Origin of the sequence: Teredinibacter purpureus (assembly GCF_014217335.1) — a bacterium.
GTDB lineage: Bacteria > Pseudomonadota > Gammaproteobacteria > Pseudomonadales > Cellvibrionaceae > Teredinibacter > Teredinibacter purpureus.
Genome location: NZ_CP060092.1, coordinates 2867465 through 2892097, shown reverse-complemented (window position 1 = coordinate 2892097; position 24633 = coordinate 2867465). Strand labels below are relative to the sequence as shown.

16 protein-coding genes, 1 tRNA gene and 2 pseudogenes are annotated in these 24633 nt (G+C 45.3%); 7 read left to right on the top strand and 12 right to left on the bottom strand.

All coding sequences use genetic code 11. The annotated features are described in order from the left end of the window. Window positions 1-13 precede the first annotated feature (13 nt). Window positions 14-607: a hypothetical protein gene (locus H5647_RS12695; protein ID WP_162926389.1), complete on the bottom strand. Its 594-nt coding sequence runs from the start codon at window positions 605-607 to the stop codon at window positions 14-16. 590 nt (window positions 608-1197) lie between these two features. Further along, window positions 1198-3246: a PAS domain-containing protein gene (locus H5647_RS12690; RefSeq protein WP_045859003.1), complete on the bottom strand. Its 2049-nt coding sequence runs from the start codon at window positions 3244-3246 to the stop codon at window positions 1198-1200. Between the two features lie 168 nt (window positions 3247-3414). On the opposite strand from H5647_RS12690, the gene H5647_RS12685 reads away from it, so the two are divergent. Further along, window positions 3415-3615, top strand: a complete 201-nt coding sequence (locus H5647_RS12685; protein WP_045859001.1) for a hypothetical protein — start codon at window positions 3415-3417, stop codon at window positions 3613-3615. A 191-nt stretch (window positions 3616-3806) separates the two neighbouring features. Here the strand turns inward: H5647_RS12685 and secF are convergent, their stop codons facing one another. From secF to queA, 4 genes are all read right to left on the bottom strand, one after another. After that, window positions 3807-4733 (bottom strand): protein translocase subunit SecF, encoded by a 927-nt coding sequence (secF, locus tag H5647_RS12680; RefSeq protein ID WP_045858999.1) that lies wholly within the window; start codon window positions 4731-4733, stop codon window positions 3807-3809. Between the two features lie 26 nt (window positions 4734-4759). After that, complete coding sequence (secD, locus tag H5647_RS12675; protein WP_045858997.1) at window positions 4760-6625, bottom strand: protein translocase subunit SecD; 1866 nt, start codon at window positions 6623-6625, stop codon at window positions 4760-4762. A gap of 208 nt (window positions 6626-6833) precedes the next feature. After that, a complete protein-coding gene (gene tgt, locus H5647_RS12670) occupies window positions 6834-7949 on the bottom strand; it encodes a tRNA guanosine(34) transglycosylase Tgt (protein ID WP_045861363.1) in 1116 nt (371 codons plus the stop codon). 22 nt (window positions 7950-7971) lie between these two features. Beyond that, complete coding sequence (queA, locus tag H5647_RS12665; RefSeq protein WP_045858995.1) at window positions 7972-9036, bottom strand: tRNA preQ1(34) S-adenosylmethionine ribosyltransferase-isomerase QueA; 1065 nt, start codon at window positions 9034-9036, stop codon at window positions 7972-7974. 175 nt (window positions 9037-9211) lie between these two features. Here queA and H5647_RS12660 point away from each other — a divergent pair. Together H5647_RS12660 and H5647_RS12655 are read left to right on the top strand one after the other, a co-directional pair. Beyond that, window positions 9212-9298, top strand: a tRNA-Leu gene (locus H5647_RS12660). A gap of 438 nt (window positions 9299-9736) precedes the next feature. Next, window positions 9737-9931 (top strand): hypothetical protein, encoded by a 195-nt coding sequence (locus tag H5647_RS12655; protein WP_045858993.1) that lies wholly within the window; start codon window positions 9737-9739, stop codon window positions 9929-9931. Between the two features lie 260 nt (window positions 9932-10191). Here the strand turns inward: H5647_RS12655 and ubiT are convergent, their stop codons facing one another. Next, window positions 10192-10686: a ubiquinone anaerobic biosynthesis accessory factor UbiT gene (ubiT, locus tag H5647_RS12650; protein WP_052692052.1), complete on the bottom strand. Its 495-nt coding sequence runs from the start codon at window positions 10684-10686 to the stop codon at window positions 10192-10194. 94 nt (window positions 10687-10780) lie between these two features. Between ubiT and ubiU the strand changes: the two genes are divergently transcribed. The 3 genes from ubiU to H5647_RS12635 all read left to right on the top strand — a co-directional run bounded on the left by ubiU (window position 10781) and on the right by H5647_RS12635 (window position 14302). After that, on the top strand, window positions 10781-11776 hold the full coding sequence (gene ubiU, locus H5647_RS12645) for a ubiquinone anaerobic biosynthesis protein UbiU (protein ID WP_045861361.1): 996 nt from the start codon (window positions 10781-10783) through the stop codon (window positions 11774-11776). 35 nt (window positions 11777-11811) lie between these two features. After that, a complete protein-coding gene (locus tag H5647_RS12640; RefSeq protein ID WP_045858991.1) occupies window positions 11812-12708 on the top strand; it encodes a U32 family peptidase in 897 nt (298 codons plus the stop codon). A gap of 430 nt (window positions 12709-13138) precedes the next feature. After that, window positions 13139-14302 (top strand): carbohydrate-binding domain-containing protein, encoded by a 1164-nt coding sequence (locus tag H5647_RS12635; RefSeq protein ID WP_052692051.1) that lies wholly within the window; start codon window positions 13139-13141, stop codon window positions 14300-14302. A 546-nt stretch (window positions 14303-14848) separates the two neighbouring features. Here H5647_RS12635 and H5647_RS12630 read toward each other — a convergent pair. The 5 genes and pseudogenes from H5647_RS12630 to H5647_RS12615 all read right to left on the bottom strand — a co-directional run bounded on the left by H5647_RS12630 (window position 14849) and on the right by H5647_RS12615 (window position 23153). Further along, window positions 14849-17989 carry an efflux RND transporter permease subunit gene (locus tag H5647_RS12630; protein WP_045858990.1) on the bottom strand — a complete coding sequence of 1047 codons (3141 nt, stop codon included), beginning with the start codon at window positions 17987-17989 and terminating at the stop codon, window positions 14849-14851. A gap of 2 nt (window positions 17990-17991) precedes the next feature. Next, window positions 17992-19242, bottom strand: coding sequence for an efflux RND transporter periplasmic adaptor subunit (locus H5647_RS12625; protein WP_052692050.1), 1251 nt, complete (start codon window positions 19240-19242; stop codon window positions 17992-17994). 662 nt (window positions 19243-19904) lie between these two features. Continuing rightward, window positions 19905-20169, bottom strand: a pseudogene (locus tag H5647_RS22555) (carbohydrate-binding domain-containing protein); the annotation flags it as partial. Between the two features lie 96 nt (window positions 20170-20265). Next, window positions 20266-20772 (bottom strand): annotated as a pseudogene (locus tag H5647_RS22550) (SGNH/GDSL hydrolase family protein); the annotation flags it as partial. A 287-nt stretch (window positions 20773-21059) separates the two neighbouring features. Then, window positions 21060-23153, bottom strand: coding sequence for a TonB-dependent receptor plug domain-containing protein (locus tag H5647_RS12615; protein ID WP_236074884.1), 2094 nt, complete (start codon window positions 23151-23153; stop codon window positions 21060-21062). 257 nt (window positions 23154-23410) lie between these two features. On the opposite strand from H5647_RS12615, the gene H5647_RS12610 reads away from it, so the two are divergent. Continuing rightward, on the top strand, window positions 23411-24577 hold the full coding sequence (locus H5647_RS12610) for an HD-GYP domain-containing protein (RefSeq protein WP_045858988.1): 1167 nt from the start codon (window positions 23411-23413) through the stop codon (window positions 24575-24577). The last annotated feature ends 56 nt before the right edge of the window (window positions 24578-24633 follow it).

Below are 24633 nucleotides of genomic sequence, written 5' to 3'. Positions count from 1 at the left end.
ACACAATACTGAGCTACTGAAAACCAAAGCCTTCCGCATTTCTAGCGAGATAAATAATCACACTGCCACTCTCTGGATCAATATCAGATACTGACATGAGATATCCATCACTATCTGCCATGACCACTGAAAAATTTTCTATAATTTCATTTGCCTGACTTACATCATAAGCATTTAGCGACAACCGACACTGCGTTGCCTTACACTCCGTAGACTCAATAGCGTATTGATCTAAGCGTTTATCACTTTCAAAAAAAGCATATAGTTCCTGCTCCCGACTTATCGCCCACGCAGAGTCAACCGCCTCCACCTCAAACTGACCCGCCATAAAGGTTCCCAATACAAAACCAGGGTCCGACGCCGTAGAAGCTTCAACCCACTCATCAAAACTTTCAGCAACCTCTGTTTGCATAGAGCCTGCCTGACCAACAGCGCTAGCATCACTCTCTACGCGTATCGCGGCAACAGTATCCCCTTTCTCGCAAACACTAAGGGTAGCTTCAGCTCGAGCGCCTGATGACGCATCCCCCGTAGACCTCATGACTTCATCCAAGCGCTCATTAAGTTCGGCATTTTCCCTTAACAAGAGAACCAAGTCGTCAGGCACAACAGACACCTTCCGCGCTTGACACGAGAAACTTCCACAAAGGCTAAACTCGCTAACGACAAAGCCTAGCAAAAAGGACATTAGCGCTATCACGACATATCGATTTTTTACGCGGCCCACTTACAGACTCTCATCCATTGAACTAGCCTTTTAAAAATTATACTGCCCACAGAAAAACTATTTAATGAGCAATTAATCATTCGTTTTAAACAGCATACTATCTCACTCGTTTATTTATTTTTCGCACCCACTTCACAGTAATCGATTACATCGACGTTAAAGGTATTTAATCTCAAACGAAAAACGGTAACACCCGCCAATATTAGCGTCACACACACCATCATGCATACGACAACGTATAAGCAGGCAGCCAAACACAAAACACAGGTGCGCGAACACTAAAGCAATAGCGTAATTACAGTTATGACCGAATAAATTTATTACCGAAAGAAAAAATAAGATCGATAAAATGCAGAGGGTAAAAATAACACCATGCCATTTCAGCTTTTACACTAATAGAAAACGTGGCCAAACTGGAGGGAATATGAAGAAAACCAAAGAAGGAAAAGAGATTTCCTCCTTTGAAGAAATTAAGTCAGTAATTCATTAAATACCTGAATAAGCTGCTTCAAATCGAGCGGTTTCGTTAAATAGTAGTCAAAGGCGCTAGCATTCCCTTTTTCAATATCATGAACCATCGCATTTGCGGTAAGCGCTATGACCGGGATATCTTGCGTAGACTTATCTTGCTTCAGTACTTCCAGCGCCTCAAACCCATCCATACCTGGCAAGTTAATATCCATAATCACTAAATCAGGTTTGGTTGTGCGTGCCATATAAATGCCTTTAAGCGGCTCGCCAGTAATGTCGAGGTCAAGATTCGGGTAACGCACTAGTAATTGCTTCATTAAACGCTGGTTTGGTGGGTTATCTTCTACGTATAAAATACGCTTTCGCTCTTCGACTAAAAGATCTGGGACCTCACCACCCAATTCTGACGAAATGCGGCTGTACTGATCAACCAACTGCTCTATTGTTTGGCCTTTATACAACGGAAACTCAATCCAAAAAGAACTCCCAACGTCTTCAACACTTTTGAAGCCAATAGAGCCTTTCATTTGCTCCACAAGTTGCTTGGTGATAACCAAACCAACCCCACTACCCACTATGGTAGACGCTTCGGCGCCCAGCCGATTAAACGGCTGAAACATTTGTTTTTGCATCGCGTCGGAAATGCCTTTGCCCGTATCTCGAACAGTAATACGCATAGTTTCGCTTTCACTTAAGGAACAGCTAATCACAACACTCCCACCCACGCGATTGTATTTAACCGCATTGCTCACAAGGTTAAGCAAGATCTGCTTGAGCCGAACCGCATCTGCAATTACTGTGCGCTCCTCTAGATCGTTCGATTCTAGCGCAACGGATATATTATGGAATTCGGCTTGAGCCTGAATTAGCATTTCGACTTCTTTCAATAGGCGAATAGGTGCTACGGGTTCTAAAGAGAACCCCATTCGCCCAGCTTCAATCTTGGCCAGATCGAGAACATCTCCAACTAACTGTAAAAGATGTTCGCCTGCCTGTTTAATTTCAGAAACATTCGTCTGCTGGTCCGGTGTTAACGATTTATCTAAATCAAATAATTGTGCAAAACCTAAAATAGCGTTCAACGGTGTTCGCAATTCATGACTCATACTGGATAAGAAATCTGATTTCGCTCGATTGGCAAGTTCCGCCGCCTCCTTGGCCTTAAGAACGCGCTCTTCAGCACGCTTAATTTCGGTAATATCCATATTAGTACCCGACATTCGGGTAGCCTTACCGCTTTCATCGTAAGCCATCTGGCCACGCGCTCTTATCCAATGCCATTCATCATCTTTTCCTCGAATGCGGTATTCGATATCAAACGCTTCTTTACGATGAATATGATCTTTTAGCGCTTGGTCAAACTGGGCAATGTCTTCTTCGTGGATGCGTTTACGCCACGCCTGAACGCGATCAATGCCCTGATTAACATGATCGTCTTGCTCGTCGTAGCCCAAATGTTCCCAACAACGGCTCGAAAAATGAAACCCTCCGTGCTCGGCATACCACTCCCAAATACCATCATTGGAGGACTGTATAATACGAGCATGACGCGCTTCACTAATCACTAGCGCTTGCTCGGTTTGTTTGAGCTTTGTAATGTCGTACACACCGCCGGAAATATAACTTACCCAGTCGTGGCCATCCCGAATAGCATCTACGCGAACTTCTGTCCAAATATGACCACCGCGTTTTTTTCGTAATCTAAAGGTGGCCTCACCCAAACCAAGCCCACGAAGCAACGCATGAATAGCGGTAGTCAGCTTTTTTCTGTCGTCTGGATGAACGTATTCCATAAATGAATCGGCATCAGAAATATGCACCATATCCGCCTCACCGTAGCCTAAGTGAGTCCAGAAGTTGCCGTCCCACTCTAACCGACCACGTTTTACGTCCCAATCGAGAAACCCGTAACCTTGGCTACTTCCGCGAAATACGCGCTCATAGCGCGACACTGAGCGCTCCAATTCTTTTAATTGTCGCTTAGACTCGCCGACACTAGGTTCGCGGGGCTCTTCACTCGAAGTAGTAGACTTTTTAAACCAACTCATCTTTTGATTCTTCTATGTAAGTGTCTATCAACAGGATTTAGGGCAATAGCAGCGCTGCTTAGGTCTCAACGCGTCGTTTTGTTGTTCAGTTTAGATCAAATATCTCTATATACCGCTAAGTCGCCGACGGAGCACTATAATTTAGTGACACCTGAATGAGCGACGCACATGTTCTCAGATTTTGAAGCACTTGCCGGTAAAGCGAAAGACAATATTACCGAACTATTCTTATTGTTAGGTGATGCAGGCACGCTTGAGCGCAGTCACCGCATTAGGCTAACGCATTCAACCGATGCAATAAGTCAACTTACCACACCGCTAGCTGCGACCAAGACTCCCACGATAACTATCCCTCCTCCCAGTGATTAAACCCATCGCCCGTACACCTATACCCACCACCGTAACACTCACTCAATCACTCTCCCTATGAAGCGAGCACGGGAACCCAGAAGAGAAAACAAAAAAAGACCCAACAATTTAATAATTGCTGGGTCTTTTCGGTGTAACACTAACGCACTAGTACAGGTTCACATTAATGTGAGCGCACTATAGTCAACAGGCTAAGGCTGCAGCATTTCCTGATCTTCGCCTTCTTTCTCTATAACGATTAGATCTTCTTTGGAGATACCCATCAGCAATAAGACATTTGCCGCCACATATATTGACGAGTATGTACCAACCACAACACCAAGAATTAGCGCTAATGCGAAATTATGGATAAGTTCACCGCCTACAAAAAATAAGGCTAACAGTACCAACAAAGTGGTCAACGACGTAATTAACGTTCGACCCAAGGTTTGAGTCAACGAAATATTAATAATATCAAATGACTCCGTTTTACGTACTCGACGGAAATTTTCACGTATCCGATCAGACACAACAATAGTATCGTTAAGCGAATACCCGATGACCGCCAAGACAGCCGCCAAAACCGTTAAGTCGAAATCCATCTCGGTAATGGCGAAAAACCCAAGCACTATAAGTACATCGTGCGCTAAAGCGGCTACTGCCCCCACCGAAAATTTAAACTGAAATCGCAACGCTACGTAAATCATAACCACGGCAAGGGCAAATAACATTCCCAGGCCGCCATCGTTCATAAACTCTTCACCCACCTGAGAGCCCACATATTCAATTCGCTTGCGCACAACAGTGCCATCGCCTTGATAAGCTCCCTTCAGTGATTCCACAATGGTATCACCAACTTTTTCACCGTCGGATTGAATTCGAATAACTACATCTTGATCGCTACCAAAATTCGCCACTACAGCGCTTGGGTAACCCTGATTTTTAAGATCCGCACGGATACCATTTAAATCGGCTGTTTGTGGGTAATGCAGCTCGATTAGAGTACCGCCTGTAAAATCCAACCCAAAACTTAAACCTTTAACGGCCAAGGCAGTAACGGACGCTACCAGTAGAATGGTTGAAAAAATGGCAGCAAGTTTTCGCCGCCCCATAAAATTAATAACTTTACTATCGCTCATGAGAATTCTCTTTTAATTAGGGCCCGTTATATCCACAATTTCTCAACGCGACGATTACCGTAAATAAGATTTACGATAGCGCGTGTACCCACAATGGCGGTAAACATGGACGTGACAATACCAATCGCCAAAGTAACAGCAAAACCTTTCACTGAACCGGAGCCAATAGCGTATAAAATAATCGCAACAATAAAGGTGGTTACGTTCGCATCTAAAATGGTTTCAAATGCACGTTCAAACCCAGCTTTAATGGCTGACTGTGGCGGCACGCCATTGGCGAGCTCCTCTTTAATTCGAGAAAAGATTAGGACGTTAGCATCTACGGCCATCCCCACCGTTAATACGATACCAGCAATACCTGGAAGCGTTAACGTAGCACCAAACAAAGACATAATAGCGATTAACAAAACAAGGTTTAGCGAAAGCGCTATGTTGGCTGCAAAACCAAATACTCGGTAATAAACCAACATAAAGATCAGCACCATAATTAAGCCTAACTGAACAGACTTAACACCCAGCGCAATGTTCTCGGCTCCTAATGATGGGCCGATAGTACGCTCTTCAACAAAACCCATAGGTGCAGCTAACGCACCAGCACGCAATAACAACGCTAGCTCAGACGCCGATTGCGGGTTTTCCAAGCCTGTAATACGGAAGCTTTTACCCAACGCACTTTGTATGGTGGCCAAGCTAATAATGCTAGATTCTGGAATTTGGCTGTAAATAATTTTTTCATCGCCATTTTCGTCAAGTGTGCGCTTAGTATGCGTTTTATATTCAATAAACAACACGGCCATTCGACGCCCCACGTTATCGCGGGTTTTACGGTGCATAGCACTGCCACCTTGGCTATCCATCGTAATATTGACTTGCGGCAAACTCGTATCCGGGTCATAACCCACTTGCGCATTCGTAACATTTTGGCCCGTCACTATTGGGCGCTTCTCAACGCTCGCATCACCATAGAGACGTTGCTTTTGCTCATCACGCTGAGGATACTTTTCTCGCTGAGAGGCCAGAGTAGAAGCATTGGCTTCTAACCTAAATTCCAAATTAGCGGTTTTACCAATAATCGCTTTTGCACGGGCAGTATCTTGAATGCCAGGCAGCTCTACCACTATTCGATTTCGACCTTGACGCTGCACCAAAGGCTCTGCAACACCAATTTCGTTTACACGGTTTCGCAATGTAGTTAAGTTTTGCGTTACGGCGTAATCTTCTTTTTCGCGGATATATGCTTCGCTAAATTGCGCACGAATCAAATATTTACCGGCTTCGTCAACACGCTCATATTGCAGCTCGGGCAAATCTTTTCGGAACATGCCCGTTATTTGAGTGCGAAGCTCGTCGGTTTCCGTGGTTACCGTAATTACGCCCGCTTTCGCGCGTACAGCTACACCCCGTAAACGCTCTTTTCGAATATGTTTATTAATGAACTCTTCGGTATTTTCAATTTCTTCAGCCAATACTTTTGGAGTATCAACTTCCATCAAAAAATGCACACCACCGGCTAAATCCAAGCCTAATTTCATTGGGCTTGCACCGAGGTTCAACAACCAGTCGGGCGTTGTTGGCGCTAGGTTAACCGCAACCACAAAATCCCCACCGAGGGCTTCTTGAATTTTTCGTTGGGCAGCGAGCTGATCGTCGCGTTCACGCAAGCGCAATAAGCCATTGCTCTTGTCAAACTCAACACCAAAATAGTCGATGCCAAGCTCTTTTAAAACAGCTTCGGCTTTATCGATATCACGTTGAGTAATCTCTAAAGCGGCGGATGAGCCTGAAATTTGAACAGCTGGGTCAGGTGAGTAGATATTCGGTAGCGCGTAGAGAAAACCTACAACGACGGTAACCAGAATAAGACAATACTTCCAGAAGGGGTAACGGTTCATGTTGGGGTCCAGTAAAGCTTGGTCATTTCCCCTTTGAAAGAGTGAAATGCCGCTAGCGTTCTTGTCATTTTAATTTTAAGGAGGCGGGATTATACCTACATTTGCGCTTAAGAGGTGGAATGCCGTCATGCGCGGGCACACTCTTAAGCTGAGCCCGCTCCATTACAGTACCTTATTGTGCAACCTCAACATGGGCGCACACGCCTTGCTATTCAAGGGTAAAGCGAGTTTTACCCTGCCGTTCGTAAAATTCTTCTACATATTGCGCGAGCTGCCCATGCGCAATGGCATCGCGTAATTCCTGCATGATGGTTTGATAGTGCTGTAAATTATGGATAGTATTCAGCTGAGAGCCTAAAATTTCGCCACACTTATCGAGGTGATGCAAATAAGCACGACTAAAATTTGAGCAGGTGTAACAATCGCAACTGCTATCTAACGCACTGGTATCGTGACGATGTTTCGCGTTACGTATTTTCACCACGCCTTCACGGGTAAACAAATGCCCATTACGCGCATTACGCGTAGGCATAACACAATCGAACATATCGACGCCTCGACAAACGGCTTCCACGATATCTTCTGGCTTACCAACACCCATCAAATAGCGCGGCTTGTCGGCTGGCATGGTATCGGCAAGATGATCAAGAATACGTACCATATCCGTTTTGGGTTCGCCAACAGACAAACCACCAATCGCATAACCGTCAAACCCTATAGCTTCCAAACCTGCCAAAGATTCTGCACGCAAATCTTCGTACATACCACCCTGTACAATACCAAAAAGTGCCGAAGGATTACCTTCATGCGCGTCTTTACTACGCTTAGCCCAGCGTAACGAGAGCATCATAGAATCGCGCGCTTCCGTCTCTGTTGCAGGGTATGGCGTGCATTCATCAAAGATCATGACAATATCCGAGCCAAGATCGCGCTGCACGTGAATCGCTTTTTCGGGATCGAGAAACACTTCACTGCCATCAATAGGCGAACGAAATTTCACTCCCGCTTCAGTGATTTTACGAATATCACCAAGACTAAACACCTGAAAACCACCAGAATCGGTAAGAATAGGGCCATCCCACTGCATAAAATCATGCAGGTCGCCATGGGCTTTAACAACCTCTGTGCCTGGCCTTAGCATCAGATGAAAGGTGTTACCTAAAATTATCTGCGCGCCCGTGTCTTTAATATCACGAGGCAGCATGCCTTTCACCGTACCGTATGTGCCCACAGGCATAAATGCCGGAGTCTCAACCACGCCACGCGGAAACCGTAAACGACCACGTCGGGCTTTGCCGTCGGTGGTATCTAATTCAAATTGCATCAAAGTATCGGTCATAACAGTACTATTCTAGTGCGGTGCCAACAGTCTCATCGACAGCGGCAGGGTTGTGAGTAATGAACATGGCATCGCCATAGCTAAAAAAGCGGTACTGCTCGGCTACCGCTTGTTGGTATGCGTTCATGGTGTTGCGATAACCCGCAAACGCCGACACCAGCATTAATAAGGTTGATTCAGGCAGATGGAAGTTTGTGACTAACGCATCCACCACCTGAAAACGGTAACTCGGATAGATAAAAATAGCCGTGTCGCCTTGATACGGCGCTATCTCACCATTCGCAGCGGCGGTCTCGAGGCAGCGCACACTGGTAGTACCGACGGCAATAACGCGCTTACCAGCTTTTTGAGTTTGCGCCACCATTTCGCACACCTCAGCCGAAAGATCCATTACTTCGGAATGCATTTCGTGCTGATAGATGTCATCTACACGTACCGGCTGGAAAGTGCCCGCGCCCACGTGCAGCGTAACAAACGCAATACGCACACCCTTGGCCTTCAACTGCTCCATCAATTCGTCATCAAAATGCAGGCCTGCGGTAGGTGCCGCTACGGCCCCTTTGTGCTTACCGTATACCGTTTGATACCGCTCTTTATCGGCATCGTCATCAGGGCGGTCAATATACGGCGGTAAAGGCATATGCCCTAAGCGCTCCAACACCTCCAAAACCGGCTGGCTTACAGGGAAAACAAGTTCAAACAACGCGCCCTGACGCCCCGCCACAGTCAGCGTCGTATTATCTTCTAGTACAATCTCAGAACCCGCTTTGGGCGACTTGCTCGAACGAACATGTGCCAACACACGATCGCGATCAATCACGCGCTCCACAAGTATCTCCAATTTTCCACCCGAAGCCTTCCTACCAAATAAACGAGCGGGAATAACACGCGTATCGTTAAATACCATAAGATCACCCTCGCTGACCTGAGACAACAAATCGGCAAAGTGACCATGGGTTAGCACACCGCTATCGCCCTCCAGCGTTAACAATCGACTTCCTCGTCGTTGAGTGGTGGGTTCACGGGCTATAAGGGTGTCGGGCAATGAATAATAAAAGTCTTGACGGCGCATAAAAATTCAATATTGAGAGTAAAAGTACTGCGGGCCGCAAGGGTAATGGAAAAACTACGCTATTTCCATGCTTTAGATGGATAGAAAGTGTTGACCCCGCAAAAAGCGCTGTTATAATCTCGCGCCTCTGCAATGCCAAAGAAGCTGTTGATCAACAGATGCAGAACGAATTAATGCCAGAGTGGTGAAATTGGTATACACAGGGGATTCAAAATCCCCCGCCCTTAAAAGCGTGCCGGTTCGAGTCCGGCCTCTGGTACCACATACAAAAGCCTCGCACCTGCGAGGCTTTTTTGTTTCTGCAGACGCATACCCCACCCGACCCACAACCTTCCAACTCATTGTTTTACACCTTTTTAAGCTTGTCCCTCTGTTATCGTCCACTTATTGTTCTCAAACACTCTAACCATCACTACAAATCGGCCTATGGACATACAAACTACCCTCACTAAAAAAGCGAATTAAAGACCTAGAAGCCAATAGTGAATTTGAAATAGGGCGTTTCGCCAAAAAAACAGGGCACCAAATTCACTTCAAAAAATCAGCCAAAGACCTTTATCTAAAATTTGGACAATCGGAACAAGCGTTATGGTCAGCAAACTTTCGCTACCTAAACGCCAGTATTGCACGAATAGGAACGCTTGCAGACGGCGGTCGAATCAGCACCACTTAAGTCAGTGATGAAATCAAACGCTTAAAAGTGAAATGGGTAGCACTCAACAGCGATACCTACGCTCAGGTAAAATCGCCACTCCTCCCCAAAAAGATTGAAGCGTTAGATAATTACGACCTAGGAGTGCTATCGATAATTATTGAAATATGCTTAAAGCCCACGTCTATGGCCGATGCAGGAAGGAAAATCTTCACGTTAGCAGGAAAGAAAAAACATCGTTAAAAAACCCTCTGCGAATCAAACAACTATTAAATAACTATGGTTTGACATTTGCGAATCAAACAACTACTAAATAACTATGGTTTGACATTCAAAAAACAAAGAATATATTTAGTTGAAGGGAATAAAATTACACCACAAACCCCTGATCAACGAAAGCCTTAAAACGAGCTTTACCGTGTAGTAAGAACCCTCTTCAGCAGTACCGCATCCGCACCCGCACCCGCCTCCACAATCCACTATTTGTGACGGCCTCTTTGTCGCTAAACTTTAGATGCAAGTATTTCATTCGATACGCGATCAAAAAACGGGCTAAGCAGTGCTGGTATTCTTTCGCAAACATCAACATTCGCGAGCGTATTCTTGATCTCTAAACCAAGATCTGTGTCCCCGGTTATCTTTATCTTTCTCTGAAAAAACAACATGTCAGGGTCAACTTTGTCGGTCATCAACAACATAAAACAATAACTCTCGCCTGAAAAATACAAATCGCATTCACGATAATGATGGACAACTCTAAATCCATTTTCATCGCTCGTAATACAAAACGAAAAACCCAAGTCGGTCACACATACATTCAACAATTTTCCATTAAAAAAATCTAGATCGCCGTTTGCTATAGACGGACGAAACATTGCATTTAGCGATTTAGACATTATTCCCTCCACGACAAACAGCGGAGAAAACTTTAGCAATTTGGATACCACCAATGGAAAACCGTCAACAACAGTAGTTTCTATTTTGGCTTTACATGACATAACTCAAACCTCCTTACCGCTAGATAGATAAAATACTTCTCACACCTTCATTATGAAGCATTACCAATACGATACTATAACGGTTTATTACAATATGGAGCTTCTATGCCCCGCTGGCAATATTCCCGCGCTTAAGTCGGCCATTAACAATGGCGCCGATGCCGTCTATATTGGTTTAAAAGACAAAACCAATGCGCGGAATTTCTCGGGATTAAATTTTACTCCAGAAAAACTAGACATCGCGTGTAACCTTGCACACCAGAACAAACGTAAACTTTATGTTGCTATCAATACATTTGCGCACCCCAACAGCCAGCACCACTGGACCACCGCGGCTGATATTGCTATCGACGCCGGCGCAGACGCTTTAATTGTTGCCGACCTGGGCTTGCTTGATTACATAAGCACACGACACCCCTCCACGTCGCTGCATCTATCCGTACAGGCCTCAGCCACCAATGCCGCGGCCATCAATTTTTACGAGAAAAATTTTACTATCGAGCGCGTCATTTTACCGAGAGTATTGTCCTTACAGCAGGTTACGCATTTAGCCGAGAATTGCACTATTCCTATAGAGGTATTTGCTTTTGGTAGCCTATGCATAATGTCGGAAGGTCGATGCTATTTAAGTTCGTATTTAACTGGTGAATCGCCCAACACGGCTGGCGCTTGTTCACCGGCACCTTATGTGCGTTGGATTGAAAAAGGCGACGTATTGGAATCTAGGCTTAATAATGTACTGATTGATTCGTACAGTGAAAACGAAAACGCCGGCTACCCCACCCTCTGCAAAGGCCGTTTCGATATCGACGGAACTATTAGTCACGCATTAGAAGAACCCACCAGTTTAAACACGCTGAACTTACTGCCCCAACTTAAGCGTATAGGTATAGTCTCGCTGAAGATCGAGGGGCGACAGAGGAGCCCTGCTTATGTCGGCCAAGTCACTAAGGTTTGGCGAGAGGCCATTGATATGCTTAATGTATCGCCCGATAACTTTAGTGTAGACACGAGCTGGAAAACCAAACTAAAAGGATTGTCTGAAGGCTGCCAAACGACGCTCGGCGCGTATGAACGTGAGTGGCAATAAAAACTTAATTCGCATAAAACTTTAGGATAAACCCAATGAAGTTCTCCCTCGGCCCAATTTTATACTATTGGCCAAAAGCAACCGTAGTTACGTTCTACGAGAACGCTGCCAGCTCTTCGGCCGATCTAATTTATTTGGGGGAAACCGTGTGCGCGAAGCGAAAAGAACTTCTATTAGACGATTATTTGAATATTGCCCACATGTTGCGGGAAGCAGGAAAACAGGTGGTACTTTCCACCATGACGTTGCTTGAGTCACCTGCGGATATACGCCAATTAAAACGCTACTGCGATAATGGTGATTTTTTAGTAGAAGCTAATGACATCGGTGCCGTAGGATTATTAGCCGAAAACCGCCTGCCTTTTGTCGGTGGTTCAGCACTTAACTGTTATAACGCTCAGAGTTTAAAATTCTTACTCGACCAAGGAATGAAGCGCTGGGTTCCCACCGCTGAAATAGGGGAACGCTGGATTAAGAAATTAACACAACATCCGCACATTTCATCTGTGCGCAATAATTACGAAATTGAATTATTTGCCTTTGGCCAACTTCCCCTTGCGTGGTCAGCTCGCTGCTTTACTGCGCGATCTGAACAAAAGCCAAAAGATCAATGTAAGGCATGCTGTATTAATTACCCAGACGGGCGAAAGGTCAACAGCCAAGAAGGTGAGACAATTTTCGTCCTTAATGGTATTCAAACGCTATCAGGTAATCGTTATAATCTTATAAATGAAATAGTTAACTTACACGATTTTATCGATATCATTCGCATTAGCCCACAAAGCCATGACACCCTCCAGTGGTTAGATTTATTCAAAAAAAATCAACACGGTCTTGCGCCACAAACCCTGCCCAATAACGACTGCAATGGCTATTGGCATGGCGAGGCAGGCAAAGACACATCCACGGTTGGCACTGCACTCCTACCATAAGGTGTCTGTTCAATAATCTACTGCACCTCATTAACCGCGCCACAACCACGTGGCGCCGGTTCGGCCTTCTACTTATGCACATCGCGCACTGCGTTTTTTAATGTATTCGCTTAACTAGCGCAGTAAAATAGTTGTCGTCAATAGCCCTCCACATTTCAGGCTTTATTCGACCATAGTCGACTACGAATCATATTTTTCAACTGTTAGACTCAGTCCCGATTTTCTATCGTTCATACACATTTCTGTCGTTATAAAACCTTACCCCTAGCGCTCACCACTTTACCGTACGAGCAACAATAAATGCGTTGAACGATTTTTATGCCGAATAAATGTAACCGGTTACCCTGCTTGGTTGCCAATGGCATAAGTAAGAAAATTATCGATAACAAGGTTTTAGATGGTCATCACACCAACTCATTGGAGAACAATAATGATAAAAAAAATTATCCTCAAAGTAATAGCTGCCAGTGCCGTTTTACCGCTGCTAGCCGTTATGGTTTTAGCCTCGAGTAACGCCCATGCAGTGAAAATAATGCCGCTGGGCGATTCTATAACAGGTTCACCGGGCTGTTGGCGGGCAACACTGTGGAATCGCCTACAAAATAACGGGTATTCCGATGTTGATTTTGTTGGCACTCAATACGCCCAAAGCTGCGGCCAAAATCATGACGCCGATAACGAAGGTCACGGCGGCTATTTGGTAACCGATATTGCTAACGGCAATCAGTTACCCGGATGGTTATCCTCTACCAACCCTGATGTTGTAATGATGCACCTAGGTACAAATGACGTTTGGAACGGTATCTCAACCAGCAATATTCTAAGCGCATACAGTAAGCTTGTGGACCAAATGCGTTCAAATAATGCCAATGTAAAAATTCTAGTCGCCCAGATTATTCCAATGGATTCTGCTCAGTCATGCTCTCAGTGTGCAGACCGAGTAACCAATTTAAACAACAGCATTCCCAGCTGGGCATCGGGCAAAAGCACTTCGCAGTCACCCATTACAGTGGTCGATCAATGGAATGGGTTCAGCGCTAACTCCGACACCAGTGACGGCGTCCATCCCAACGATTCAGGCAATCAGAAAATCTCAGACAAATGGTATTCAGCCCTAACCTCCGTTTTGTCCACTAACAACGGTGGTAACGGCAATACAGGCTGCGGTACCTGCGGAAGCTACCCCTATTGCTGCAACAGCACCAGTGATGATTGGGGCTGGGAAAATAGCGAAAGCTGTATCGCCCAAGGTTCTAACGCTGCACAGAGTATGTGCGGTGGCGGTGGAAATAACTCTAGTAGCTCTAGCAGCTCTAGCAGCTCGACAGGTTCTGGCGGCACCCCTATTTGTAACAATGCCTCTTCCGATCCTGACGGTGATGGCTGGGGATGGGAAAACAATCAAAGCTGTATAGTGAGCAGTTCAAGCTCTAGTTCAAGCTCTAGTTCAAGTTCAAGTTCTAGTAACGGTGGATCCGGCGGTACCTGTAATTGGTATGGCACTGACTACCCTATGTGTAACACCACAAGCAGTGGTTGGGGCTGGGAAGACAATCAAAGTTGTATCTCTCAAAGCACCTGTAGCTCTCAATAAACCTTCGATTAGAGGAGGCCTTAAGGTCTCCTCTCTCTTTAGAGCCTTCTGACAAAACAATCGTGGTTTTGTCGACATAAGGGGGTTTGGCCGACTTAAAACCACCTTACAGCCATAAGTAACTACGTTCGAAAATCCGAGACAATGCGCAATAGTGGTTGCCCTCTTGTACGGCGTGTAATCATTCGAACATTAAATTTGAGTGTTGCCAGTGCCTTTCCACTCACTTTTCTCTTTTTTACTTTCCCGCTGCGGGTGAAGGTGAACCCCAAAAAAGTTCCTGCACCTTAATGTCAAACAACCTGGCAGTAGTTGCACCCCTTACCAATAATTTACCTTAGAGGCCACACTCCTCTGTCAGAACACGTCGCGATAGGCGCTCCGTGCCGGTCCTCGCGGCCTAGATGCATTAACTAAAAACCAATTTAGTCGTGCCTTCCATTTTGATAAGATTGGGGAAGATAACCACTAAATCTCTACACAAAAAAATACCCGCTTTCGCGGGCATTCAATAATCCTATGTAGCCCATCAAGATTAAATTGCTATTACTCCGCTTCCACTTCTAGCGGGGCTTCTCTTTGTCGCTTTCGTGTAAACAAGCCTACTATACGTATTTTTATTCGCGCCCCACCGAAGTAACTGACAGGCACTAAAAATAATGTCACAACCGATGAAAACGCCACTCCAAACGACAACGATAACACCATTGGTATTAAAAACTGTGCTTGATTACTTCGTTCAAACAATATCGGTAGTAAACCGATAAATGTTGTAAGTGAGGTAAGCACGATAGGGCGAAATCGATCAACACCAGCATGGAGAACAGCATCGAGCGTATTACTTCCACGTTCTTTTAACGTATTGATTCGTTCAAGCAACACTAAGTTATCGTTTACAACCACGCCGGAGCACGCGAGTATGCCGAAGAAAGAGAAAATACTGATGTCGGCTTGAAAGACTATATGCCCGATAACAGCACCCACAAAACCAAACGGTACGGCGAGCATTACCAGGAAAGGCTGGAAGAGTGAGCGAAATGCGATTGCAAATATAGCGAGTACCACTACGATCACTTTCAGAAAGTTCATAGCAAAATTATCGCCAAACTCAGCTTGAGATTTAAGGTTGCCGTCCGGTGATAAATTAAACCCTAAATATTTTTGCTTCCAGCCAAGTTGATTATCCGCCATCAGCGCATCTACGATGGCATTCGCATCATGACCTTCTTCAACTTCAGCCGTGAGCGAGATGTTTCTTTTGCGATCCACACGGTTAATACTACTAGATCCGGGTACAAGCTCTACGGTAGCAACTGCGCTTAACGGGATTTCACGCCCGTCAGCCGTACGAACGCGCATGTGATCGAGGGTATCTAACGTTTGACGCTCTTCTGCATGGTAGCGAAGCATAACGCGTACGTCTTCTTTCGCTCGAGGAATGCGTTGGATTTCGTCGCCGTAGAAACCCTGCCTGACTTGCTGGGCAATATCGCCAAGCGAAATACCCAACGTTTCAGCATAGGGCTTTAAATCGATTTCAATTTCTGTTCGTTCCGAATCTAAGTTACTACGAACATTAAATACGCCGGGGTACGATTCCAATGCTGCTGTAATATCGTCAATAGCAGCCTTCTGAACACCCTGCCTATTTTCCAACAGGTTTAAATTTAACGATATATCGGGCGCGCCTCCACTAAGGGAACCAACGAGCGAAAAACGCTTCGCTTCAGGCATTGGGCCAACTAATTTGCGTAAGGCGTCGGCCACATCGCCAGTTGTAACGGTTCGCTCTTCAAGTTCTGTCAGGCCAACAAAGATACTGAACGATGTCCCATTCAACGTTCGGTTCACTTCTCTAAGGAAAGGTTTCCCACCATTTTTTTCTAACAACTCTTTATCGGTTGCCAATACATCTACTTGATCTCGCACGAACTGCGCCGCGTCTCGAGTAGTGGCAAAAGGTGTCCCGTCGGCATAGGCGGCTTCTACCATTACAAACGGGCGCGGCACATTAGGGAAGAAACCGGTGTTAATCCACCCCGCCGCTACAATGGCTAACGCGATGATAAATACCGTTGTGAAACCAAAAAAAGTACTCACTTTATGTTCTATCATTATTTTTAAAGCGGGTAGATAGCGTTTTTCTGCAAAACCATCCATGTGATCGGAAAACCAGTGTCTTATGGCTTCCATCTTTTGCAACACTATGAATTTGCTCGGCTTCTCAGGTTTCATATGCGAAAGGTGTGATGGCAATACCAGCAGGGCCTCTACTAATGAGAATACTAAACACAAGAATACAACGAAGAAAATAGAGCGTGTGTACACGAGCATTTCTGACGGGACATCGATCATTGGCAAGAAGAATATAATCGTACTCATGACTGCTAGAAAAACAGGTTTCAATACCGATAATGACCCTGTAAAAGACGCATGGGAGCCTCTTTCTCCACGCTGTTGATGCCTATAAATACTCTCTCCAACAATAATGGCATCATCTACTACGATGCCAAGCACCATTAGAAAAGCGAACATCGATAGCATATTGATTGATACATTAAAGAACGGCAACAACCAAATTGCGCCAGCAAAGGTAGTCGCAATTCCTGCAACAACCCAGAAAGCCAAAATTGGACGCAAAAACAACATCAGTACAATAAAAACAAGAATCAAGCCACTTATTGCGTTATCTTTCAGTAAGTTAAACCGGCTATCGAATATACTTTTGGTTTCAAAATTAATTTTCAGTGTTACCCCTTCTGGGAGGTATTGCCGAAAATCGTCTATATAGGCACGGGCGTTTTCGGTGCCTTCGAACAACATGGGGTCGTCACTCATTTTAATTTCAAAATTTAGACCGCGCTTACCGCTAATGGTAAATTCTACATTTTGTTCAGAAAAGCCATCATTGATAACGGCAACATCACCCAACAATAATTGCCCGCCACCACGTTCGCTACGCAGGACGATTTTAGAAAAGTCGTCATAGCCGTAGGCTTGCGCACGCGTTTGTATTTGGATGTCACCGTCTTTAGTGCGAATCATACCCGCGGGTACATTTAATGATGATTGACGAATTGCGCTCGCAACTTCACTAAAACTTAAATTGTATTGTCGTAACGCGGACTCAGAAACCTCAATACTCACCTCATCGCTTTTAAGACCGGTAATGACGACTTCTGAAACACCTTCTAGCAAGCTCATCTCATCACGAATTTGATACGCTAGATTTTTCAAAACTCGAGGTTCGACATTCCCGTATATGGCCGCCCACATAAGGAACTGTCGTTGAGTTTGTTGCTTTATGATGGGTCGCTCGGCCGTTACGGGAAACGTATTAATTGCATCGACACGCCCTTTTATGTCGTTGAGCAGAACACGAACGTCAAAGCCTTCAACCACACTAACATTCACCATTCCAAACCCTTCCCAAGAGTCTGACGTAATTTGGTAGATGCCGGGCAAATCGGAAATAGCTTCTTCTACCCTAACGACAATTTGTTGTTCTACCTCGCTTGGTGCAGCGCCGGGATATGCCATTGATACTTCGATACGATTACCAACAAAAGCAGGAAACGTTTCTTTTTTAACTTCCCCTGCACCGTATATGCCGCCAACGACCATCGCTAACATTAATAAATTAGCTGCGATAGCGTTGTCGATAAACCACTGGATTAAACTTTTCATGCTTACTCCTGCTCCGTTATTTCGGCATGACTTGCGTCAGGAGTTGCTTTTACGGGTTCTCTTGTAGCCACCGGCAAGGTGTTGATGTCGCTTTCCAGTAGAGGCTCCACGGTGGTGCCGGTTGGCGTGACCGACTGCTTTTCTATCGCCACGAGGGTGTTAGCGTCAAGCTCCCCTTGCACCCATATTGTGTCGTCTGAGCGCCTAAGAACTTTTACTTTCTGCATAACAACCGTGTTATCTGAATCTAAATACACGATTTTATCGCGTTGATAGAGTGCGCTACGTGGAAGCTCCATCACCCCATCGATGAGTTTGCCTTCTATCTCTGCTTCAACAAAGAGGCCTGGCAATAAGGGCGCTTCGTTTTGCCCCACGAGTTGAAACGGATTCTCAACCTCTACTACGGCGTAATACATACGAGAATTTGAATCGACGAATGCATCGGTACGTGCTAATTCGCCTTGCCACTGATGCACCTTACCAGCCACACTGCCTCTAATCTGTACCCCTGGGAGCTTTTGTTCTTCCAGGGTTTTTGATTGCGCCATAAAAGGTAAGTTTACCAAGGACGCTTGATGCTCTGTTAACGCTAATCGCACTTCTACGGTAGTAGAATCGTATACGGTTGCCAAAGAACTGCCTACGGTAATGTACTGCCCCAAATCAACAAAAGTTTCTTTTACTCTGCCGGTGAAAGGCACAGAAATGGACGTGCGTTGCACATTTAATTGCGCAATAGTTACAGCGCCTTTAGCCGATTCTAGATTGGCCTTTGCAGCGGCCAATTGGGGCTTACGCATAAAAAGGTCGTTTGCATTTTGATTGCCTAGATCACGCCACTCGCGTTTTGCTTGACGACTTAACCCCTGCTCTTCTGCAAGGCGATATTCAGCTTCAGCAACCCTTGCTTTTGCAACCAATAATGCTGCTTGATATTCTCTATCATCGATTTTAATTAACACTTGGTGCGGTTCAAAAAAACCTCCGTCGTCAAAGGCTGGCTCAACATTCACAATTAAACCTGACACCTGCGCGACTAAATTGATTTCCCGTTTGGGTGTTACCGTACCTTGCGCTAAAACGGCTAAACGCAAACGTTGCTGCTTAGCTTCCGTTACCATCACTTTAATAAGCGCTGGGCTATCATTCTCGGCTACCGGCTCAGGCTTTGGCTTACCAACAAAAAGTAGGGCAACGATTATGCCGCCGACCGCCAATATGCCTAACGGGAATACAATTTTTTTATTCATTTACGCTTTCCTTTATAAAATAAACTTTCCATCTATCACATCTCATCGCTCGGCCATTGAATCAATTCGATTCTACGCGCCGCCATGACGCTCGTTATAGCGATTATTAATATCTACCACCTCATTATCGCAACTGTATGAATACATTGATAGCGTTGCCATGAACAAACATAGGTTATCGCGGGCATCACTATGATCAAGGCAAGTGTAGTTTGGCTATTGTGAAGAAACGGTTGAGAGGTTTGTATTAGAAAAAGCCGCAGAATTGCGGGGGAGAGAAAACATTAACGTTATCGAGTAAATTTCGAAAAACCCCCTTCCCACTAAAGGAAAGGGGGTTTAATACAAAGTAAGCGCTTAGTTAACGATATTATCGCCACACGCGTCACGTGATATACACGTTTGATTATTTTCGTTACCCCAACCTGAGCTGGTATTCGTACACAAGGCTACCTGCCATCCGTACCAATCACACATACCACCAGACGGCGTACTTGTGGGTGCAGGCGTTGGCGTCGCAGTAGGTGAAGGTGTTGGTGTTGCAGTAGGCGAAGGTGTTGGTGTTGCAGTAGGCGAAGGTGTTGGCGTCGCAGTAGGTGTTGGTGTTGGCGTCGCAGTAGGTGTTGCTGTAGGTGTTGGTGTTGGTGTTGGTGTTGGTGTTGAACCGTCACACACTTGAATTACACCGCCACCGCCACTCTGGCCATTACAGGTTTCAACGCCAATACAGCTTTGACCATTTTCCCATCCCCAACCACTGGTTTGGTTTACACAGACTGCGCGAGGATCATCTTGATACCACTGACACATCTCGGAACACTGGCCACCGGTAGACGAGCTAGAGCTGCTACTGGATGAGCTGGAACTACTGCTAGACGAACTAGAGCTACTTGATGAACTAGAACTGCTGCTTGAAGAGCTCGTGTTGCCATCTAATACAGATGACAAAGCATTAAACCATACGTTCGCCATTTTACGATCGCCACCATCATTAGGGTGAACACCATCGTTTGTATCTGCAACCGCATCAAAGCCACTCCACTGATCCACTACCGTTATCGGCGAAGACTGACTGCTCAAATTGCTCGCCCAATTGGGTAGCGCATTATTTAATGCGATTACACGTGTATCACATTCTGCACACGAACCAGCCGGGTCCATTGGGATGATCTGCGCCACAAGAATCTTAACGCTGGAATTGTTGGCTCGCATATCGGCAACCAAATCGGTAAAGGCTTGCAAGATTAGGCTGGTAGAGCGGTTACTCCATACATCGTTTGTACCCAAATGCATAAGCACAATTTCTGGATTCGTTTGATTTAACCAACCAACCAACTGATTTTCATTTGCCATATTAGTAGCGAGAATTCCGCCATGGCCTTCATTATCGCCGTCGTGCTGCACGGAGCAGCCTTGCGGGCCTAGTGAACCAACAAAATCTAAACCGGTGTAACCCGCGTTTTGTAGCTGATCCCACAAGTAGGCTCTCCAGCAACCAGGGCTGCCAGTGATAGAATCACCCAGCGGCATTACCCGCTGAGCATGGGCTGAATTAAAAGAAAAAATGGTGAGCGCGGCGATCACAAAGGAACACCACATTGATTTGTTTATACGCATTTCTACACCCTTATTATGCCCGGGCCCATCTGTTATATAACAGCGATACAACTCGTTAACATTGCGATGAGAGCATTCCGGTCTTATTAGTATGAATTTATAGGAAGCTTTAGATAGCGGCCATAATGTAACCCATTACAACCGCTGCGACGTTTTATCATTTTTTGCGCAACATTGAAAATAATCTGACGTTTTTTTATCTAAAACTTTAGTCGCATACCCAATGCGGCAATAATACCCGGCGAAACATTTTCCTCTGTTTTTAAGGGGTCGTTCACCGAATCGACTTTTTCGTAATCTAAACCAACGCCAGTCACATTTTCTTGGTTTAGCGCATTTAAAATATCAACAATGTATTCAGTATCCATTCCCCACAATTGCCCCAGCCATTTAAAACGAACGTCTAAACGAGACGTGAGGGGTAATCGGTCTGAATAAGGGTCTCCATACTCGGGCAACACGCTATCGTCGAACCAAGGATTTTCTTGTATACCCACAATTGGCGTATACGCTGTCCCGCTGCGAATGGTCCAGCGCCAGCCAACATTAAACGTTTCACTTCGAGAATAATTCACCACCCAATTTAATATCATTGGTGTGTCCAAATAGTAATTAACCGTTTCGCCGCTTCGATCATTTGTTCTTTCACTTAGCGAATAGCTCAACGCCAACCAAGAATACCAATTGGTCGTCATTTCTTTATTAATGAAAACGTCAACTCCTGTTGCCTCGCCGCTCACATCATTACTGTAGAGCAGCGCACTATTGTCCTCACCACCGGCTAATGCTAACGGCAAATTATCCATTAGTTTGTAGTAGGCTTCTAACGACCAACTCCAACCATCGTTTAACTCCCTATCTACGCCTAATGTGTAATGCGTTGCAGTGGGTGATTGTAAATTTTCGTTCCCAATTTCAGGCAATACATATTCAAGTTCAGGAAACCGGTTATATTGTCCTGCGCTGGAGGCAATAGCCCACTGGCTATTAAGTTGGTACCGCAACCCCGCCCGCGGATTTACAAATCGTTCGTTCGTGTAATCGTTCTCCTGTAGCTGTAGGCCGATATCAAGAACCAGAGATGGTGTTGCCTGCCAGCTATCATTAACATACAAATGAGTTTCTACTTGATCTATTGATTGTTCGTTTTCATAACGAGCGTCACGATTAAGCGTACAATCCACATCAAATTCAGTGCACACAAATAAAACTTGGTCGTATCCCACTAAAAATGAATTTTGTTGATACATTCCCCCAACGGTTAACAAATGGCTATTGCCCACAGGTTGAGAATACTGCGCTTTTAACGTATCACTTTTTGTACTTTCGTCGTAGTAATATTGATTGCCCCAACTAACGTTACGCTCGTTATTAAGATGACCTCCACCCACCTTTAAGCGGCCACCATTTTCTCGCTGATGATCCCAAATGACTTTTTGCCCGTTAAAACGAGAAAGAATTTCTGCGTCGCCCTCGAAATCGGGGTTGCTTCTCACAAAGTCCATCTCTCTTGATAATACCGCTTCCGCTAAATCGCCCGCGCCACTCGCGCTAAACGTTAACGTATTATTAGCATCTAGATCCCATGCATACTTCAATTGATAATCATTATCTCGAGGTACGCGGGTTAGTACAACACCCTCATTCTCCTCTCCTTCAGGTATAAATAAGTGCAGCATGCTGTGCCGACCCGATAAATAAAAGGCCGAACTCTCCGTTACTTGCCCCTCCAAAAAAACGCCTGAACGGAGCATGGAAAGATCGAGTACCGTTTGCAGGGGTTGTTTCCTCGGCTGGCGTAAATTTATATCGAACACCGCGCCGGTTACGTTCCCGTACTCCGGGCCAAAACCCGCAGAATAAAGTTGGAAATCATGCATGATGTATTCGTGAAAAATAGAGGTATTAAAGTCATGAAAAATGTATCCCGCAGGTAGAAAGTCAACAAGAAAAAGATTATCGTCAGGAGACGAACCCCTTACGGCGGGCTCACCGCCATCACCGTAGACAACCCCAGGCAAACTAAACACGGCGCCCAACGGGTCACCAAGCGCTCCAGGCATATCGACAAGCTTTTCTGTTTCTTGTGTTATTTCGGTAAAATTACCTCGTCGCTGCCCCAATACGTAGGTCTCTTCAATGCCCTGCCCGGCAGAGTCGCTTTCGCCATCAACCTCTTCGAGCGATAACTCCTCTCGGTTATTGGTACGCTCTTCAGGCTGAGCAAACGTTAAAGACGAAACGGCGCATAACAGGACACCCCCCAACGTTAATTTTCCAATCCTGTAGTTCATTAATCACTCCTTAAATAAAAGACGACCATATTCCCAGTTAGGCACGCGCTAAACGTTGTTTGCCCTACTATTGCTTCATTATGTCAGCAATCGTAGCAACCCCTGACTTAGACGCAGTATACGTGGCATGCAAATCATTGGATCAATCACTATTATGAATGCCTATTCGCAAGCACCTCCACTCGAAACATCTATACTGTGATTTTACCTGCCTATATCGACAGGTAACGTTACTCTTTTGTGAAACGAGGTTACTTATGAGTCTGATAAAGCGCATCCCCATGGAAAAAGTAGAGCTGGGCATGTATGTATCGGATCAGACTCCCGGTTTAGAGGATGGGGAGCTGAGGCCGCAAGGCTTCATTCGACGCTGGGAAACCGTGGACAAGCTTACGGGCATGGGCCTGGATGAAATCTACATCGACGCTCATCGCGGGTTAGACTCGCCCTTCTCCTCCCCTATACAGCCTGATGGGTCTGCACTAACCCCTAAAGTAGGACTCGAAAAGGAACGGCAGCAAGCTCAAAAAATCTATGCAGAAGCCAAGGGCCTGGTTACCGATATTCTCAATAATGTCAAAGTAGGTAAAGCTATTGATGTGGGTCCTGTGGAAGAGCTGGCGGATGAGATTAATAGCTCTGTGCTCAATAATCACAACGCTTTACTGTGTCTCGCAGCCATACGCGAGAAAGATCAATATCTATTAGAGCATTCCATTAATGTCGGTATTTTAATGGGCATCTTCACGCGTTTCCTAGGCTACGAACAAGAAATGATCCATCAACTCGTTACGGGGGCCCTACTACACGACATTGGAAAGATTCGTGTGCCATCACGTATCTTAAATAAGCCCGGTAAGCTAAGTGACGACGAATGGGGCGAAATGAAGCGGCATGTTGCTTATGGACAAGAAGTGTTACTAAAATCGGAAGGTATTACAGAAGTCGCACTCTCTATTTGCGGAATGCATCATGAGCGCCTTGATGGCAGCGGCTACCCTCTAGCGCTAGAAGAATTTAAGATTAATAACTACGGGCGACTCGCCGCCATAGTCGACATCTATGACGCAATGACAGCTGACCGCGTTTACCATAAAGGTAAAACGCCGGCAGAAGCGATGACTTTTTTACACGAACTCGCGGGACATCATCTAGATCGAAAGCTCGTGACACAATTTTCTCGCTGTATGAGCGTCTACCCCGTCGGCACTTTTGTACAACTCAACAATGGTAAAGCTGGTGTTGTGGTAAGCACTGTCTCCGACACCCCCGATACACCAATCGTAAATGTATTTTACGATGTTAAAACAAGACTTATTGAGAAGGCAGTATCATTCGACCTTTCGCTCGAAAAGAATGAATTCACTATTGTCGAGGCGCTTGATCCTGAAGAGTTTGGCGTAAACACTAACGACTTTCTTTAACCAATAGATTACTGGAAAGCCCTGCAATAATTCGTGTAGTCTTGCCTTATTCACTT